Origin of the sequence: Bartonella silvatica (assembly GCF_040545155.1) — a bacterium.
In the GTDB taxonomy this organism is placed as follows: Bacteria; Pseudomonadota; Alphaproteobacteria; order Rhizobiales; family Rhizobiaceae; genus Bartonella; species Bartonella silvatica.
The window spans coordinates 79,456-96,298 of sequence record NZ_JBEPLI010000004.1; the positions used below are offsets into that span (position 1 = coordinate 79,456).

The following is a 16,843-nucleotide window of genomic DNA, read 5'->3' on the forward strand; positions in this document are numbered from 1 at the left end:
ATAGACTTGTACACTTAACTAAATAAAGTTAGTTTGAGGGTAATAGACAAAACTACGTATAAAAGCAAGTACGCATTTTTTCAATAAGTTATAAGATACACTCATGATTGAGGTAAGAGGAGGGGAGAACAAAGATTTAGACTATAACAGTACTTTTTTTATCTTGATGCTCTCAAATATGCTCCCACTGACCACATATCTAAACTTGGAAATTGGTATGAAAATGGTGTTTTATAGTGATATATTTGGCACAAATATCGCTTCAGTATCTCTGGGAAGTAAATTTATATAGAGGAGCAGTTAAAAAACCTTGGTAAGATAAAAATGATATTGGCTATTATATAACAGAAAGCACTTTATTTAAGTACAAAGATGACTTAGCGTGGTTAGAGAGCAAAAATGATGATGATAGATGGGTCAAAAACAATCGATATCTTACAATAAAAGCCTTCATAAACCATTTGATATGCTCATGCCATTATGCGTGATTGGTTCCTTTGAAAAGAAGAAGATGGTCCTGTAAAAATAAAAAAAGAGGATACCCTCAAATCATGGGGCATGTAAGAAAAGTCAAAGGACGTATTTCTCGTGTCAAGAAATCATGTGAATCTGTTAATCAATTTGCAATATAAATGCGTGCCAAGCACTTTGTTTTGACCATACAAGAGGCAAGAATCTACTCTCTATACTACATAGGGCAGGCTTGTTTGCAAAATCAACGCACACAAGAGTAATGTGTTACTGCACAACAGTATTTACAGATAAGAAACAACTACCTTTGTGCAAAAGGTTTTCTAAGTACGATTTATGATGCCGGTCATCTTCTGATAATAGAACAAGGAAGAAATAGGGTGAGTTTGCAACAAAACAGTTTTTAAGCATGTCAGGGGCAATAAAAGAAGCACAATGCTCTTATCGACAGTATAATCTTTATGCAGCACTATAGTACCTTCGTTATAGAAGATCAAATGTTGCCATATCTTGTGAATTCATTACGCGTTGCTCTTAATGTGCTGCAAATATTTTTCAAAAAAGCACTTAACTATAATGTGTAACTATTGGAAAAAAAGTAAATTACTGTATAAAGTATGAATTTCACGGTCTAGTTCTTTAAGTTTTTCCTTATTTGCAGCGATACGTATTTGAGTTTCGGTAATTTCTCTTAAAATTTGTGATGCTTTAGTGTGTTGTTTTAATTGTGTTTTGTTATGAACAAGTTCCATTCCATATATTTCCCTTTCCATGTCACCAAGTATGCTGTACGCTATCTCATGCCTTTCTTTAATTAAATTATGCCATTTTTCTATTTTTTTGACTTGTTCTTTTAAAAATGAATCTTTATCGTTCATCAAATACTCTTTTATTAGTAACTGAAATTCAGTTATGTCAGTTTTAGAAAACATGCGTTCCCACCATAGGATTCTATCGAGTGCCTCAATGATACAGCTTATTCGTATCTTCTTTATCTCTTAGTGCATTGCCTAGCTCCGCAATCTCTTTTGAACAAAATAGCTTACTCGAAAATGAAGAAGAATCTTTGGAATTCGCATATCCGTTTGAAGGGGATATAAGAGACGTTGTAAAAAGTGTGATAATTAATACGCTTCTCAGTAAAGACTTGTTTATAAACATCACTTCTACCTTTAATATACACCTTATTTATCTAAAAGATTTGCTTTTAATATATCAAAATGTGCTTTATAGATATTGGAAATAATGGTGCTGTAAGAAAACAGTGACTGCTCCCTTGTAAAAGGGGACAGGAGCGAAGGGGCGATTTTCGCCTTTTTCGTTTTTTATGAATTCACCACAAGCTGTTCTTAATATTCCTCAAAAATGTTACCAATCAAATATGAAGGGAATGGCAATAACAGATAATACAGTTAGTATTGCAAATAAAAACGCAGGAATCTTTAATCTAAATCGCCAGAGTACGTTAATCGGAAGAGACATTATGGTGATTATTATAAGTCCTATTACGAAGCATTGTATTATCTGAGATTTTATCCGATCTTTTTTAAAACGACGTTCCAATATTTCATTATACTTTTTCTCATTAGTAGCAATTAGTCTAAATTTATCTCTAGGAAGTTCTTCAGTAGGCGGTATTTCTTTTGAATCAACACAAGCAACAAAAGAAGATGGATTTCGTACATCACGCAAAACAGGGATTTGTCCATCTGGGCATAGTTTCAAATAACTATCTGCTGCTAATGAGTGACTACTTATATGACCAGTGAACAAGATACTTATTATTCCGAATAAGGTAATTTTCTTTAAATATGGTAATAGCATCAGATTTCACCTTTTTTCATCGTTGCATTTTCGCTTCATACAGATTCCCTTCAAATCGTATTTAATAATATTGCTGTATTTAAGCGTATTGTGTCTAGAGAGAGTGATGTACAGTTCAAAATGTCCGCAAATGTGAAGTTTTTTATTGTCTGGAGGGCGTATTTGATGACATCACAAAATACAGAGCAGGATCCACAATTTTAAAAAAGTGGATATCACCCAAGGCAGGTCAAGGGCGGGTTAAAGGTATGCCTAACAAGATGACCCGTATTTTAAAAGAGGCAGTGGTGAGGGCTACAGAGAATGCTGGGAATACAATTGGCCATGATGGTTTGATGCTGAGAGAGCATGTGCTTTTGTTGTTGCTTGTAGATCAACATCCAAACCTAAGGCAGCTGCATGTTTGAGACAAATATTAAGATGATTCAATGCTTTCTCTGCTGTTGAAGCTTTTGTATGCCAGATAGGAGCAACTATATTACGTATTTCTGTTTGTGTCCTCTCAGAAACGGGTAGACAGCCTCATTTGGGGAGAATATGAAGGTGTAGAGGTAAAAACCAGTTCCCATCTTTACCGTCACTTTTAATTCAGCTAATTCAGCTTTACGACTTTCAAAAGTATCTAAAGCAGTGTCTTTTAAATAATGGAGGTTACGCATTGCTTCACGCTTTTGTTTTTCACTTTCTTTAATGGGGTTATGATCTCCATGTAAAACAGAACGCCATTGATTTACACATTCACGAGTTTGTTTTAAAGAAACATCTCTCAATGCATCCAATCCCATTTCACGACGGTGCTCGTGAAGGGTATAACGGTAAATCCACCCAGCACTTCCATCTTTACGCTTATGGAGTAACAAGCCGGCATCATCACACTATTTGTTAGCTCGTGGTGTTGTGCGAAAGCCTTTGCATGAAGACTCTATAAGAGCCATTTTTAGTCTTTTCTTATACAGTTTTTATCCACACATGCATCCCGCTTTTAATGTGTAAGCGAATAATTTTGACTGATTCAAAAAAAACAGCTTTAAAATGAGAAAATCATACGATATTCGTGACTCTCAATTCAACATCCAAAACGGTTAATTATAATTATAAATCAATGTCTTGTTCTTATCCAGAAAAGCAAACAGTGAGATATCTTGATGCTCAGTGAGCGCTGTTTGGTAAGATATTGTATTTACACGTGATAGATGAGGATGAAGGAGAAAGTAGTGTTAAAATATCAATTGCTCGTATGGAAAGGAAGAGACTTATTGAACCAGTGATTGGGAAACAAAAAATATCGTACATTTTTGTGCTGTGAAGATTAGAAAAAATAAGAAAAATAACTTCTCATTTATATAAAAATGAGGATAAAAGGGTGACTTAATAAAATTAAACACTTTTTGATATTTAATTACTGGAGTAAAAACGATGTCGGATGAAAATCGGCTAATAGAATTAGAAACAAAGCTTGCATATCAAGAAAAGCTTATTGATGAACTCTCTTGTGTTGTAACGGATCAGTGGAAAAGTTTGAATGAGCTCTCTGAAAAAATAAATATTTTAACAAAAAAAATTGCAGATTTAGAAAAACAAAGTGTTCCTAAATCTATTGCTCCCCTGTTCAATCATTAAAAATGCTAGATATTTTTGAAGTTTTCAAGTTTGTTGCGCTCATGGCTTCGCGAATTATTTTAAAGGTAGGATGCGTGGTAGGCTGCTGTAGTGTAAAATATTTATTATGATGGCAGTTGTTGATTGTGCGACTTTTTCATCATCTTTATGAGGCATATGGTAGGAATTGTATAAGCTTTATAACTTTCTTCATCGTTTTAATCAATGCCAACCTTATCAGGAAATGTGAGCTTATGAATAAGCGTTTCCCCGTATGAAATTCTGTAGTGCTAAAAATAGAAGAATTTTTTTTGGTGAGGTTAAGTGCATTCAGTTCTTTTCATATATTCTTGCTTTAGTTTTTTGGGATAGTTTTTTGTAGCTAAAGTGAGGGGGAAGTCTTGATCTTATTTGATTTTCATACATGAAAAAGAGCTTATGTCTCGATGATCTATAGGGTTGTAAGAACTGATAAGCTCTATAATAAAAATATTTAGGCTGTTCTTCATGAACAAAAGCGTTTTTAGTTGTTCTTATCACGTTTTATAAATTGCCTTGATTTTACGCGCAATAGACTTAGAAGAAACTTTTAAATATATGATTTTTTGTGAAAAGGTTCTTGTTTTTCGTGATTTAGGATACATAGCACTATCGATAAAGCGCCCAAAATAAACCATACTGGTAAGTTGATGAGGGAAATGCAAACCGAGGACATGAAAGTAGGTATAGTGTTCTGTATAGATTGGTTAAGGGTATCGATATCTGTGTGTAAAAGGTTTGCTAATACTTTATTCAGAGGGGTTATTACCCAGTGTGATGCTTTTATAGAATGTACGCTATCAATAACCAATACGATAATTGTTAGCGTAATAAAAATGAAAGCCATGAATTTGAGTAAAGAGCGAAGCATGTTTCTTCCTGTTGTTTCAATGGAGTATTCGCATAATGCATAGAAAGACAATGCGTTGCATGAGGAAAAAATAGGTTCATGTTTCCTTTTATAATTTCTATTGAAAAAAAATATGCCAAAGATATTATCAGCCTTTCATATAAAGACTAAAATCAATATCGAGGGGGAGTGAGGAATAATGCGTAAGGGTGAGGATAATGAGTTGAAGCGTAACCTCCAAAGTCGTCATATTCAAATGATTGCTTTAGGGGGAGTTATTGGGACGGGCCTTTTTTATGGCTCAACAGAATCTATAAAATTAGCGGGACCTTCAGCTATTTTGGCTTATTTTATTGGGGGGCTTATTATGTATTTCATTATGCGAATGCTTGGTGAAATGTCTGTAGAAGAGCCTACATCTGGAGCTTTTAGTTTCTTTGCTTATAAATATTGGGGGCGTTTAGCTGGTTTCATAACAGGTTGGAATTATTGGTTTCTTTATATTCTTGTCAGTATGGCTGAACTTACGGTTATTGGATTTTACCTGGATCATTGGATTTTAATTGATCATTGGAAGTCGTCTTTTATTGTTCTTTTATTTGTTACATTTGTTAATCTATTTAATGTTCGCTTTTATGGAGAATTTGAATTTGTTTGTGCTTTGATCAAAGTGGCAGCTGTGATTGGTATGATTGTTTTTGGGATTTTTCTCATTGTGATTGGAGCAGGGGAAAATCAAGCAAGTATTCGTTATCTTTGGGATCATGGCGGTTTTTTCCCTTATGGAGCAACAGGCGTTGTTTTAGCCACATCTGTTGTCATGTTTTCTTTTGGAGGAACAGAGCTTATTGGTATTGCTGCTGGAGAAGCGTCTCACCCACAGAAAACAATTCCAATGGCTATCCGCCAAGTGATGTGGAGAATTATCATTTTTTATATTGGTTCAATGAGTGTTATTATGATGATCAGTCCGTGGGATATGATTGAAAAAAATGGTAGTCCCTTTGTGACAATTTTCGAGACTATAGGAATTCCAGCAGCTGGTCATATTTTGAATTTTGTGGTGATTATGGCTGCTATTTCCGTTTACAATAGTGGTATTTACTCTAATGGTCGTATGCTTTACAGTCTAGCTGTTCAAAAAAATGCACCGCGTATTTTTAGTAAACTGAGTGCTGCGCGTGTTCCTTATATTGCCATTCTTTTTTCATCACTTTGTACTGCTTTGATTATTATCGTTAATGCTCTTGTTCCTGATAATAGCTTTATGCGGATCATGGCTCTTGCTACTGCAGCTGCAGTGATTACTTGGGCGATTATTGTGATTGTCCATTTGAAATTTCGCAAGGCACATAAGAGCAGAAAAGGCAATTTTATTTATGCGTTTGGTTTATACCCTTACGCTAACTATCTTTGTCTGTGTTTTCTTGCTTTGTTATTTTGCATTATGTTTATAAGCGGTTTTGGGAATAATGGATTAATGTCGCGACTTTTTGATACGATAGGAATAAAAACCTCTTTTTTTGAAACATATATTCCTGTGCAGATGCCTGATATGAGTTTGGCAGTGATTATTATTCCTATATGGTGCTTGTTTTTAATTTTGAGCTATAAACTTAAGCGATAACAGTGGAAGAAGTTAAAGAGGCTGATTGGAATAGATCTTGGGCGTTATAATGTTTGATAAAGTGACACAAGTTTTTGGTGATCTTTGTGTTTTGAGGAATATTAATGTACAGCTTACTGAAAGGCGAATTGCCATTATCGGTGCGAATGGTTCTGGAAAAAGTACATTTGTTCGTCTTATCAATGGGTTACACCTACCTTCTCATGGTTCTGTAACTGTTGATGGGCTTGATACAAAGCGTGATTCCAGAGTAGTAAAGCGTAAAGTAGGCTTTGTTTTTCAAAATCCTGATAATCAAATTGTTTTACCATTGGTGGAAGAAGATTTATCTTTTGGTCTCAAAAATTTAAAGCTTAGTAACGATGAAATTAAGGAGCGTGTCGATGAAATTTTACAGCGCTATGATCTTCAAGATTTCAGAAATCATGCGGTTCATTTATTAAGTGGTGGACAAAAACAACTCGTTGCACTTTCTAGTGTTGTTGCAATGAGGCCAGACTATATTGTTTTTGACGAGCCAACAACATTGCTTGATTTACGAAATAAACGCCGCGTTACGCAGATTATAGAAGAATTATCACAAACAGCTATTGTGGTATCACACGACTTTGATTTTCTCAAGAATTTTGATAGAGTGTTGGTTTTCGATAAGGGGGAAATCGTTGTGGATGATATACCAGCTGTTGCAATCAAGGATTATATAAGAAGAATGTCGTGATTGGTTTATACTTTCCTCAAGACACATTTATTCATAAGCTTAGACCAGGGATTAAGCTATTATTTCTTGCTGGGTGTACAACTATTTTATTGAACGTGTCAGCAATACATATCCTTTTACCCTTTTTATTGTTTGTTATTTTACTTTATAGAATTGCTAAGATTCCTTTTCATAATATTTTCAAGCAGCTTAAAACGATAGGGATATTTTTAATTCTTCTTTTTCTTTTTCAAATGATTTTTAAAGGTTGGATGACAAGCTTTGAGGTTGTATTGCGTTTTAGTTCTCTTATTTTTTTAGCATCACTTGTATCTTTAACGACGAAAGTTTCAGATATGGTGAGTTCAATTGAAACATGGCTTCAACCATTGAGACGCTTTGGTATAAACCCATCAAAATTTAGTATGATGCTATCGCTCGCAATCAGATTTATTCCAGTTGTTCGTGAAAAATTCCATGAAGTGCATGAAGCACAGCGAGCCCGTGGTTCTCAGTTAAATATTGCTGCACTTGCCATTCCATTAATTATACGAACCATAAGGATGGCTTCAGAAGTGGCTGAAGCACTTGATGCACGTTTTTATAATGCTGACGCTGAAGATATCTAATCATAAGAATATTTATAGTAAGGGGATAACTTAATGAATACAAAAGATTTGACTTATATTGCTTTATTTGCGGCTATTTACGTCGTTTTAGGGAGTTTTCCGGCTATTTATCTTCCCATTGCTTCTGGAATTCCGGTGACTGCTCAGTCTATGGGACCAATGTTAGCAGGATCTATACTTGGAGCCAAAAGGGGGGCTTTAGCATCGTTGCTTTTTCTGATACTTATAGCTATTGGGTTGCCTGTATTGCCTGGTGGACGTGGAGGTATGAGCATTTTTTTAGGGGCTACGGCTGGTTATCTGATTGGTTTTGTCGTTGCTGCATTTTTTATTGGCTTTATGGTTGAGTTGTTTTGGCAGCGGTTAAATTTTATCACATTATGTGTGATCAATGTTGTGGGTGGTATTGGGGTTGTCTATTTGTTTGGAATACCGTGGATGGCATATGTTACGAAAACGCCTTTGTGGGCAGCTTTAATAGGGTCATTGGTTTTTTTGGTTTGTGATTTTTTGAAAGTGTTTATTGCATCTTTTATTGCATTGGCAATAAAAAAAGCTGTTCCTCTGATCACTAAAAAGAAAGGATAGTTCTCTCTTGAATTAAGCTATCATGTTGCGATTTTTTTTTGAGAGATAAGAAGAGGAAACACTATAAAACTCTCCTTTCTGATTTTCTTGAGTTTTCATGAATGAAAGTTTTTTGTTTTATAATTAAGAGAGGTATAGGCGGGGGAAAGATGTTATGAGCTTCTCAATGAAATGTTTGCAACGCAGCAAGCCCGTGGTTCTCAGTTAAATATTGCTGCACTTGCCATTCCATTAATTATACGAACCATAAGGATGGCTTCAGAAGTGGCTGAAGCACTTGATGCACGTTTTTATAATGCTGACGCTGAAGATATCTAATCATAAGAATATTTATAGTAAGGGGATAACTTAATGAATACAAAAGATTTGACTTATATTGCTTTATTTGCGGCTATTTACGTCGTTTTAGGGAGTTTTCCGGCTATTTATCTTCCCATTGCTTCTGGAATTCCGGTGACTGCTCAGTCTATGGGACCAATGTTAGCAGGATCTATACTTGGAGCCAAAAGGGGGGCTTTAGCATCGTTGCTTTTTCTGATACTTATAGCTATTGGGTTGCCTGTATTGCCTGGTGGACGTGGAGGTATGAGCATTTTTTTAGGGGCTACGGCTGGTTATCTGATTGGTTTTGTCGTTGCTGCATTTTTTATTGGCTTTATGGTTGAGTTGTTTTGGCAGCGGTTAAATTTTATCACATTATGTGTGATCAATGTTGTGGGTGGTATTGGGGTTGTTTATTTGTTCGGAATACCGTGGATGGCATATGTTACGAAAACGCCTTTGTGGACAGCTGTAATAGGGTCATTGGTTCTTTTGGTTGGCGCTTTTCTGAAAGTGCTGCTCGCGTCCTTTATAGCTATTACAATTAAAAAGTCTGTTCCTCTCATTACATCAAAGAAAAACAAGTCCTGATTTTAAATTAAAATATATGGTATTGCGGTTTATACGCATACAAAAAAGAAAAACGCAATAGCGTGTATTTTGTCTTATTTGCTTGTATATAATGAGATACTCATATTGAAATTTATTATATAAAGTTGAATGACTATATTTTATATAAATCATAAATATTTTTGTCACGTTATCATTAACTATATAGGTTACTTCGTAACAATTAATGATTATCTGTCTTTGTATAGGGTTTATTCATCAATAAATAACAATATTATTTAATAAAAGCATATCATATTTATGATATATATTTTATATAATTTATAAAATATATTTATTACTTTGTAATTATATTTTTTTATGATATAAACATAATGTTTTTAATATTATTTTCATTGTGTGAACTTTTTAAATAAGGTAAAATATATGTCTAAATTGATGAATATAAGATATTACTTTGTTATATGCGTTATTACTTTATGCGTTATTACTTTTAGTTTTTTGTCTATGGTAAAAATCTTTGCGCATGCAGTTTTTCAAGAGAAAACATCTATTGTTGTTCCTGTTGTCTCTACAATAAATATGTTTCTTGATAAGCGTGCTGATTCTTTATTAAATAAAGTTATTATACCTTCTCATCCGGGTAATTCGGAGATGTTTTGGAATAATGTAGGAGGAGTGTTTCAAAAGGTGATAGATGTGTATACTAATTTACTATCATATTTGTACACTTCATTATTTTTTATATTCAGTTGGTAGAGTACAGAAGAATGTGTATGTATTATTTTAATTTTACCTTCTAAAATAGAATTATGCTTTAAAAATTATTTAAGCTTTTTTGAGGAAAGAACTCCAAATTTATGATTAAGGTAGGGGGGGGTATGCCTATATGAATAAGTTATTTGCACTCATAACTTATTTTTCAATCATTACTTTTAAGTTTAAAAAATCATTTTATCGTTTTATTAAAGATTAAAATACAATGTGATGTTTTTCTATAATATTACATTATGTGTAAACAAAGCTTCTTATTTTAATGACAATAGGTTTTTTGAAAAAGTACCGTGTGTTAAGGAAAGACTGTTTTTGTTCTTTTAAATTTCTTGTGAGAATATAGTATGACATACTTTCGATGTGGCAGATCGTTTTTCATTATTTTAATAAGCATATTTTTACGAAGGAAAAGCATTATAGTTGTGATAATTTAAAAAGAATTTTATTAAAATAGGAAAGTTAACATATCTTTCAAAGAAAATTTAAAAGATTTATTTTCTAAATTTTTATGTACTTTTTAAGTTAAGTGCTGCTCGTAAAAATAGAGTACTGCATGTGATAAAGTTACAAAATAGAATAAAAGTGCAGTGGGTAAGATTTTAGAAACAAAGCAAAAGTTATATAAAAATGTATTGATGTTTATAGTCTTTTATAACTCGATAAAAAATTAAGTTTTAAAAGTTCTATTTCAGAATTCAATTTAGTCTAAAAAGTCCATTAAAAGAGAGCAATACATAGATTATCACAGTATTTGTAAAGGTCTTTCATCAAGGTAAATACTGTGATGACGGTATGCTGTGCTTGAAGCTTGAATGCATAAAAAGATTACAGATTCTCGGTTTTTTCATTATATACACCGCTCCTAAGTGCTTGGGGCTTTATTCTGTTGTAAAACTTTTTTTAGGAAGAAATGATCTCTCTGTCATTCAATCAATGATTATTCAGGTGAGGTGATGTTCTTTTCGGCGTTACAGCATTATTATTATCTTTTTTATGAATTTGCTGCGATTTCAGATGAGAGCTATGGGGCGTTTCAATGTTTTTCTTGAGAAATTCTAAAGAATTTCATGGTTTTAGAGCGAGTGTTACAGTTTTTATATCTGTAGCGGTTGAGTTTGAATAGGCAAATGGAAAAGCGAATATTGGGAGTCGTTTCTTACGGTGGTGCACGATTTAATCGTTTCAAACTTGAAGCCTTATTTATCAGTGTTTAGCGGGTACAACTATTGAATATTTAGGCTGATCTAAGTTTATTGCGCTATGATTGATTCAAAGACTTTGTTTTATCCTGATTTGCTTTATTTTGGCGTTGAGGGTGACACTGGCAGAGATTGGTTTAAGGGGAAGGGTTTTCGGTGGTGATAATTTTCCTACATAAAAGGGACGTTTTTTCTGTCTCTTAATGAGGTATTCTAGATCTCAAACGCCTTTTGTCAGTCTCCCTTTTAAGAGGTCAACACATCTTACCCATGTGGTTCAAAGAATCCAACAATGGTTCAAGAATTAATCATTTCAAATGATGGTTTTTAGCGGAGAAAAAGATGCCTTAGGGGCCTTCAATAACCTTTGAAAGGTCTTTGAAGACCCTTTGAAGAAAATAAATTTCTGTAAAATGATGTAAAATTTGCCGCCCCGTTATAATCGTTTCTAAAAAAGTGGTCGGAGCGGCGGGATTTGAACCCACGACCCCTTGACCCCCAGTCAAGTGCGCTACCAAGCTGCGCTACGCTCCGATATTTTGTGCAAAACGACTAAACGACTGTTTCTTTAAAGGCAAGAGAAAAAATGAATAGCATAAAACCGAGAACGCACTTGCATTTTTAAAAAGAGCTTGCAAGAATAAAAGCAAAATTTTCGCTTCATGATTTTTTCGTTCATTGAGATAAACAATTCCATTTTTTAATCTTTGTGTTTGTACGGTCCTTATATATACATAAATGCCATTAAGGCAATAGGATAAAGAATAATACAAGTTGTTTCATTATGTTTGTGGATCGTGAAAAACGAGATGAAAGATTTATACTTCTGAATTTTTTTTCTTTATAAAAAAGATGGTTTGATCAGTCATAAAAGGAAAAAATAGAAATCATAAATTGTACAGTTACAAATAAAAATTATTAAATGTAAGCTGTTTATTTCAATGTGAATAAGAAGAGTGTTTTTGTTTGTATCTTGTTATTTTGTTTTTGATATCCCAAATAATAAAAATATCATAGGTGAAATATTTTAATAATATTGTTGAATTAAGAAAAGAGCGCATGATGAGCCGTTTTTCGGTAATAAGTTTGACAGAAGCAGCAGTAAATCGTGTTAAGGCGATTATGGATTCAAAAGGGGCGCGTGGCCTTCTTATTGGTATTAAGAAAGGTGGCTGTGCAGGGATGGAATATGCCATTACTCTTGTAAAGGAAGAAGAGGTAAAGGCAGATATTGTTGAAGTGGACGGTGCTCGTGTTTATATCGCTCCTGAGGCAGTGTTATTTTTATTAGGGACACAGGTTGATTACGAAGTGACAACACTTCGTTCTGGTTTTGTCTTTAAAAACCCTAATCAGGTGTCAGCATGTGGGTGTGGTGAATCTGTAGAGCTTCGTCCTGCCTTGCAAAATCAGCCAAATGAAACAGATAAAAGTGAGAGATCTTCATGAGATCTTATTGAGTGGTTCAAACGATTATTCATTTTTTAGTGTGCTAAAGTCTGACTTTTTCTCTTTCGCGTCATTCCAAAGATTTTCCATCTCAGTCAATGATGTCTCGGTGAGTGTTTTGGACTGATGGGTAAGGCTTTCTTCAATATAGGAAAAGCGATTACGAAACTTAGTATTTGTTTTTTTTAATGCTTTTTGGGCATCAATATTTAAGTGATGTGCAAGATTAAGTAAAACAAAATAAAGATCACCGAATTCTTCTTCTATGTCTAATTGTTTATGATTTTTTATTGCTTCTTTGAGTTCATGGAGTTCTTCTTCGACTTTTGCAAGAATTTTGTGATTTTCATGCCAGTCAAAGCCCACTTGAGCTGCTGCTTTTTGTAATGCGCGTGCTTCTTGATCTGCAGGCTGGGTTGTTTTTATTGTGGCAAGAATGCTTTTTGTGGCATTGTCTGAGAGTTTTTCATCGCACTGTTTTTTTTGTTCAGTCTGTTCCGCTTGTTTTATACGCCCCCATTCCTTTTCAGAAAAGTCACGTTTTTTTTGCTCTTCATTCCCAAAAACATGGGGATGGCGACGAATCATTTTTGCAGTGATTGCGTAAACAACATCTTCAAAAGTAAAACTCCCTTCTTCTTGTGCTATTGTGGCATGATAGACGATTTGTAAAAGAAGATCCCCGAGTTCCTCACACAGATCTACTCGGTTCCCTCGTTCAATGGCATCAATGACTTCGTAAACTTCTTCGAGCATATAAGGCGTAAGAGACTCAAATGTTTGTTTTGTATTCCAAACACATCCGTTATCAGGATTTCGTAATGCTACAATGATTGCGATAAGATCATTGATATCTTTTGATGCGATCATTTATGCCTCTTTTTATCAATGTTTGTGGATATATTAACTGTCCCAACGTCTGTGTAACCATGTCCATTGTCCAGGATATTCACGCACCCAACTTTCAACAATATCATTCAATTTTTGCGTGGAGGCAGCTATATCGATCTGATTTTTTTCATCACGTGGGAGTTCTACACGTTCATATAATTCTAAACGATGGCGTCCTCCAGCCAAACGGATACAACGTGCTGGATAAATATCACAATCATATTGTCGTGCAAGTTTTATAATTAAGGGATTCGTTTTAAGTGGCCTATTAAAAAATGTTCCTAAAATACCACGGCGAAACTTTTGATCAACCAGAATGCCAACATTTTTACCTTCTGCTAATTTAGCGGCTAAGGCCCAAGCTGCACCAGCTTTAGAGGGGATGAGATGTCCCATGGAGGTTTTTCGAGTTTTCAGAACGCGTTTTGCAATATAGGGATTATTGGGTGGTCTAAAGAGAACGGTAACATTAAGATCAAAACTTTCGGCACATATCGGCAGAAGTTCAAAGTTCCCCGTATGGGCTGTAAAAAAAATATGTGGTTTTTTTTCATTTTTTAATCGCTGAAATATTTCAGCACCTTTAACCTCAATAAGACCTGGCTGATCAGCATGCGGGTCAAAATCAAAAATTTTATCGAGGAAAATATATTCGGCTAGGAACAGCCCTATATTCTCCCACATTTCCATGGCAATGCTTTGCAGCTCTTCTTCTGTTTTTTCTGGATAGGCCGCTCTGAGATTTGCAAGCGCAATCTGATGGCGGTGTATAAGAGGGCCAAATGTTTTGGCTAACCAAGAAAAGAAAGAAAATCCAATGTGAGCAGGAAAGAATTTTAAAATAGACAATAAACCAATAAGGAGATATCCCCACAAAAAGTAAAATAATTTTTTGGTGAGCATTTGAATGCGATACACAAAAAGTTTCATATAGAATTTCATCATAACTTAATCAATTTTAAGAATAATTTTACCAAAAACATCACGACTTTCTATGCGTTTTAAAGCTGTATCAATTTCATCAAATCCAACCATTGTATCAATGACAGGATGTACAATGCCTTGTGCCATTTTCTGCATAGCATTTTGCATATTTTCTATACGACAGCCAAATGAACCAAATATTTTAAGTTGTTGTTGGAATAACTGCATCAGATTGAGTGGTGCTGTCACGCCAGAGGTAGAGCCACAGGTTACCAAACGTCCTCCTCGTTTCATAGATAACAAAGAACCACTCCATGTGTCTTTTCCTACATGCTCAAAAACAACATCAACACCTTGTTTTTTTGTTAATTTACGCACCACACCTTCAAAACGCTCTTTACGGTAATTAATCACGTGATCCGCACCAAGAGCTTGTGCTTTTGCAATTTTTTCATCTGAACCTACAGTGGTGATAACTGTACATTCTTTCTGTTTTGCAAGTTGAATGGCTGCTGAGCCAATACCAGAGCCACCTGCTTGTATCAGGATTGCTTCTCCTGCTTGCAGTTTTGCATTATCGAAAAGCATATGTTCGACAGTTCCAAAAGTAATTGGAGCAACAGCTGCTTGTAGCTCATTACATTTTGGAGGGGCTGGAACCAAGAGACGTGCTGGCAAATTGACCAATTCACAGGCAAAGCCGTCAAGGTGAAAGCCATAAACACCTGCGACATGACTACAGAGATTATCACGTCCTTCACGACAAGCTTGGCATACTCCACAGGTTTGTGCTCCATAGAGGGAGACAATTTGTCCCAGCTGTAAATTTTTAACATTCTTTCCCAATTGTATCACTTCACCAGAAGCTTCTGCGCCGATTGTGAGTGGCATTTTTCTTTTTGCAAAAGCCATACCACGCCATCCCCATACATCAATATGATTAAGAGCAACAGCTTTTATTCGTACGGTTACTTCATCAGAATGTGGGGGAGAAGGAGGGGCAATATTGGTGATTTCAAGTTGGCGTTCGTTTAATAGTTGCAGTGCACGCATTAACATCCCCCTTAATAGCTATTTGGTTTAGTATGACCAAGTTTGATCCGTGTTGAAAGAATTATTTTTTATAGGCTGTAATAACAAGACTCGTATTTTGTCCTCCAAATCCAAATGAGTTTGACAACACCGCGTTGACACAGGCTCTACGGCTATTGTTCGGAACAACGTCTAAAGGAATAGCAGGATCAGGGGTATCATAATTGACTGTAGGAGGAATGTTTCCTGATTGAATTGTTAAAAGTGAGAAAACAGCTTCTATAGCGCCAGCAGCGGTTAATGTATGACCAATCATTGATTTATTAGAAGAAACCGGAATATGTTCTAAAATATCGCCAAAGACTGTCGATAATGCCAGATATTCCATTTTCTCATTTTCAGGTGTTGAGGTTCCATGTGCATTAATATAGTCAATTTCATTGATGGTTATTTTGGCATCATTTAAGGCTTTGCGAACAGCTCCAATTGCTGGTGATGCATCCGGTTTTGAACGCGTACGGTGAAAATCATCTGCTGTTTCTCCACAGCCAGCTAAAATGCCTAAAATAGGTGCATTGCGGTCTAATGCGCTTTTAAGAGATTCAAGAACAAGAGCGCCTGATCCTTCGGCCATAACAAAACCATCTCGATCACGACTAAAGGGTTTGGCTGCTTTTTCTGCTGGTTCATTTTGCGTTGAAAGAGCGGATAACAGTGAAAAGCGGATAAGGGATTCTGCTGAAACTGAGCCATCGGTTGCAATTGTAAGGGCACGATTCGTCTCACCCCGTCGAATTGCTTCAACCCCCAATTGAATCGCTGTTGCACCAGATGCACAAGCCGTTGAAAGGGTAACAGGAAGTCCCTTGGTTCCAAATTTTTTTTGAAGTTTTTCTGCAATGGCACCAAATTGTGTGGTTTCAAAGAGTGACTCGTGAAGATGATGACTACAGACCTCAAGAAGATGGGCATAAGAGGATTCACCAACGCATTTTTCTTGTTGATCAAGAGTAAAGCGTGCTGCCCATTCAAGCTCAACAGGAGGAGCTGCTAAAAATAATGGTCCATTAAAGTTCATTTTATCGAGTGCTGCTTGCTCTAAAGCTTCTTCTGTTGCAAGATCAGCAAGTTTTTCCGAAAGAGCTGAGGCACCAAGTGTACTTTCTTCAAGAAAGTCAACTGTTCCAGCGATACATGTTGCTAATCCCTCAACAGGAAAACGTGTTATTCTATGGATGCCACTCACACCGCTGGTTAATTTTTGCCAATTTTCCTGTTTCCCTTGTCCCAGTGATGTTACAATGCCTGCTCCAGTAATTGCGACAAGTGGACGCCCAAAATGATCATTATAGTTCACTA

The 16,843-nt window shown here is 35.3% G+C and carries 13 protein-coding genes, 1 tRNA gene and 3 pseudogenes; 9 read left to right on the forward strand and 8 right to left on the reverse strand.

The window, feature by feature from the left end; genetic code table 11:
- The first annotated feature begins 632 nt into the window (after positions 1–632).
- A pseudogene (locus ABID23_RS03365) lies at positions 633–1,055 on the forward strand (hypothetical protein).
- On the opposite strand, the gene ABID23_RS03370 reads toward ABID23_RS03365, so the two are convergent.
- From ABID23_RS03370 to ABID23_RS03385, 3 genes and pseudogenes are all read right to left on the reverse strand, one after another.
- On the reverse strand, positions 1,056–1,349 hold the full coding sequence (locus ABID23_RS03370; RefSeq protein ID WP_354189326.1) for a hypothetical protein: 294 nt from the start codon (positions 1,347–1,349) through the stop codon (positions 1,056–1,058). It lies immediately after the preceding pseudogene.
- A gap of 490 nt (positions 1,350–1,839) precedes the next feature.
- Positions 1,840–2,295 (reverse strand): hypothetical protein, encoded by a 456-nt coding sequence (locus tag ABID23_RS03375; protein ID WP_354189328.1) that lies wholly within the window; start codon positions 2,293–2,295, stop codon positions 1,840–1,842.
- A 324-nt stretch (positions 2,296–2,619) separates the two neighbouring features.
- Positions 2,620–3,155 (reverse strand): annotated as a pseudogene (locus tag ABID23_RS03385) (integrase); the annotation flags it as partial.
- Positions 3,156–3,711: 556 nt separating this feature from the next.
- Between ABID23_RS03385 and ABID23_RS03390 the strand changes: the two are divergent.
- The 7 genes and pseudogenes from ABID23_RS03390 to ABID23_RS03420 all read left to right on the forward strand — a co-directional run bounded on the left by ABID23_RS03390 (position 3,712) and on the right by ABID23_RS03420 (position 9,236).
- Positions 3,712–3,915: a SlyX family protein gene (locus ABID23_RS03390; RefSeq protein ID WP_354189330.1), complete on the forward strand. Its 204-nt coding sequence runs from the start codon at positions 3,712–3,714 to the stop codon at positions 3,913–3,915.
- A gap of 1,067 nt (positions 3,916–4,982) precedes the next feature.
- Entirely contained in the window at positions 4,983–6,410 is a 1,428-nt protein-coding gene (locus tag ABID23_RS03395) for an amino acid permease (protein ID WP_354189332.1), read from the forward strand.
- Between the two features lie 37 nt (positions 6,411–6,447).
- On the forward strand, positions 6,448–7,128 hold the full coding sequence (locus ABID23_RS03400) for an energy-coupling factor ABC transporter ATP-binding protein (RefSeq protein WP_354189334.1): 681 nt from the start codon (positions 6,448–6,450) through the stop codon (positions 7,126–7,128).
- Complete coding sequence (locus tag ABID23_RS03405) at positions 7,125–7,736, forward strand: energy-coupling factor transporter transmembrane component T family protein (RefSeq protein ID WP_354189336.1); 612 nt, start codon at positions 7,125–7,127, stop codon at positions 7,734–7,736. Before ABID23_RS03400 ends, ABID23_RS03405 begins: the two co-directional genes overlap by 4 nt.
- Positions 7,737–7,769: 33 nt before the next feature.
- Positions 7,770–8,324 carry a biotin transporter BioY gene (locus tag ABID23_RS03410; protein ID WP_354189338.1) on the forward strand — a complete coding sequence of 185 codons (555 nt, stop codon included), beginning with the start codon at positions 7,770–7,772 and terminating at the stop codon, positions 8,322–8,324.
- Positions 8,325–8,480: 156 nt separating this feature from the next.
- Positions 8,481–8,642: pseudogene (locus tag ABID23_RS03415) on the forward strand (CbiQ family ECF transporter T component); the annotation flags it as partial.
- 33 nt (positions 8,643–8,675) lie between these two features.
- Positions 8,676–9,236: a biotin transporter BioY gene (locus ABID23_RS03420; RefSeq protein WP_354189340.1), complete on the forward strand. Its 561-nt coding sequence runs from the start codon at positions 8,676–8,678 to the stop codon at positions 9,234–9,236.
- A 2,409-nt stretch (positions 9,237–11,645) separates the two neighbouring features.
- Here ABID23_RS03420 and ABID23_RS03425 read toward each other — a convergent pair.
- Positions 11,646–11,722: transfer RNA gene (locus ABID23_RS03425), tRNA-Pro, on the reverse strand.
- Between the two features lie 528 nt (positions 11,723–12,250).
- Between ABID23_RS03425 and sufA the strand changes: the two genes are divergently transcribed.
- Entirely contained in the window at positions 12,251–12,637 is a 387-nt protein-coding gene (gene sufA, locus ABID23_RS03430) for a Fe-S cluster assembly scaffold SufA (RefSeq protein ID WP_354189342.1), read from the forward strand.
- Positions 12,638–12,661: 24 nt separating this feature from the next.
- Here sufA and mazG read toward each other — a convergent pair whose 3' ends face one another.
- From mazG to ABID23_RS03450, 4 genes are all read right to left on the reverse strand, one after another.
- Complete coding sequence (mazG, locus tag ABID23_RS03435; RefSeq protein ID WP_354189344.1) at positions 12,662–13,507, reverse strand: nucleoside triphosphate pyrophosphohydrolase; 846 nt, start codon at positions 13,505–13,507, stop codon at positions 12,662–12,664.
- A 33-nt stretch (positions 13,508–13,540) separates the two neighbouring features.
- Positions 13,541–14,470, reverse strand: coding sequence for a lipid A biosynthesis lauroyl acyltransferase (locus ABID23_RS03440; protein WP_354189386.1), 930 nt, complete (start codon positions 14,468–14,470; stop codon positions 13,541–13,543).
- 6 nt (positions 14,471–14,476) lie between these two features.
- Positions 14,477–15,505 (reverse strand): zinc-binding dehydrogenase, encoded by a 1,029-nt coding sequence (locus tag ABID23_RS03445; protein WP_354189346.1) that lies wholly within the window; start codon positions 15,503–15,505, stop codon positions 14,477–14,479.
- Between the two features lie 61 nt (positions 15,506–15,566).
- Complete coding sequence (locus tag ABID23_RS03450; protein ID WP_354189348.1) at positions 15,567–16,841, reverse strand: beta-ketoacyl-ACP synthase; 1,275 nt, start codon at positions 16,839–16,841, stop codon at positions 15,567–15,569.
- Positions 16,842–16,843: the final 2 nt, after the last annotated feature.

What these genes read in the sequence shown, in the direction of transcription:
- ABID23_RS03445 (WP_354189346.1), bottom strand. Translation starts at nt 15,505, where the DNA reads ATGCGTGCACTGCAACTATTAAACGAACGCCAACTTGAAATCACCAAT.
- ABID23_RS03375 (WP_354189328.1), bottom strand. Translation starts at nt 2,295, where the DNA reads ATGCTATTACCATATTTAAAGAAAATTACCTTATTCGGAATAATAAGT.
- ABID23_RS03370 (WP_354189326.1), bottom strand. Translation starts at nt 1,349, where the DNA reads ATGAACGATAAAGATTCATTTTTAAAAGAACAAGTCAAAAAAATAGAA.
- sufA (WP_354189342.1), top strand. Translation starts at nt 12,251, where the DNA reads ATGAGCCGTTTTTCGGTAATAAGTTTGACAGAAGCAGCAGTAAATCGT.
- mazG (WP_354189344.1), bottom strand. Translation starts at nt 13,507, where the DNA reads ATGATCGCATCAAAAGATATCAATGATCTTATCGCAATCATTGTAGCA.
- ABID23_RS03440 (WP_354189386.1), bottom strand. Translation starts at nt 14,470, where the DNA reads ATGAAATTCTATATGAAACTTTTTGTGTATCGCATTCAAATGCTCACC.
- ABID23_RS03420 (WP_354189340.1), top strand. Translation starts at nt 8,676, where the DNA reads ATGAATACAAAAGATTTGACTTATATTGCTTTATTTGCGGCTATTTAC.
- ABID23_RS03410 (WP_354189338.1), top strand. Translation starts at nt 7,770, where the DNA reads ATGAATACAAAAGATTTGACTTATATTGCTTTATTTGCGGCTATTTAC.
- ABID23_RS03390 (WP_354189330.1), top strand. Translation starts at nt 3,712, where the DNA reads ATGTCGGATGAAAATCGGCTAATAGAATTAGAAACAAAGCTTGCATAT.
- ABID23_RS03395 (WP_354189332.1), top strand. Translation starts at nt 4,983, where the DNA reads ATGCGTAAGGGTGAGGATAATGAGTTGAAGCGTAACCTCCAAAGTCGT.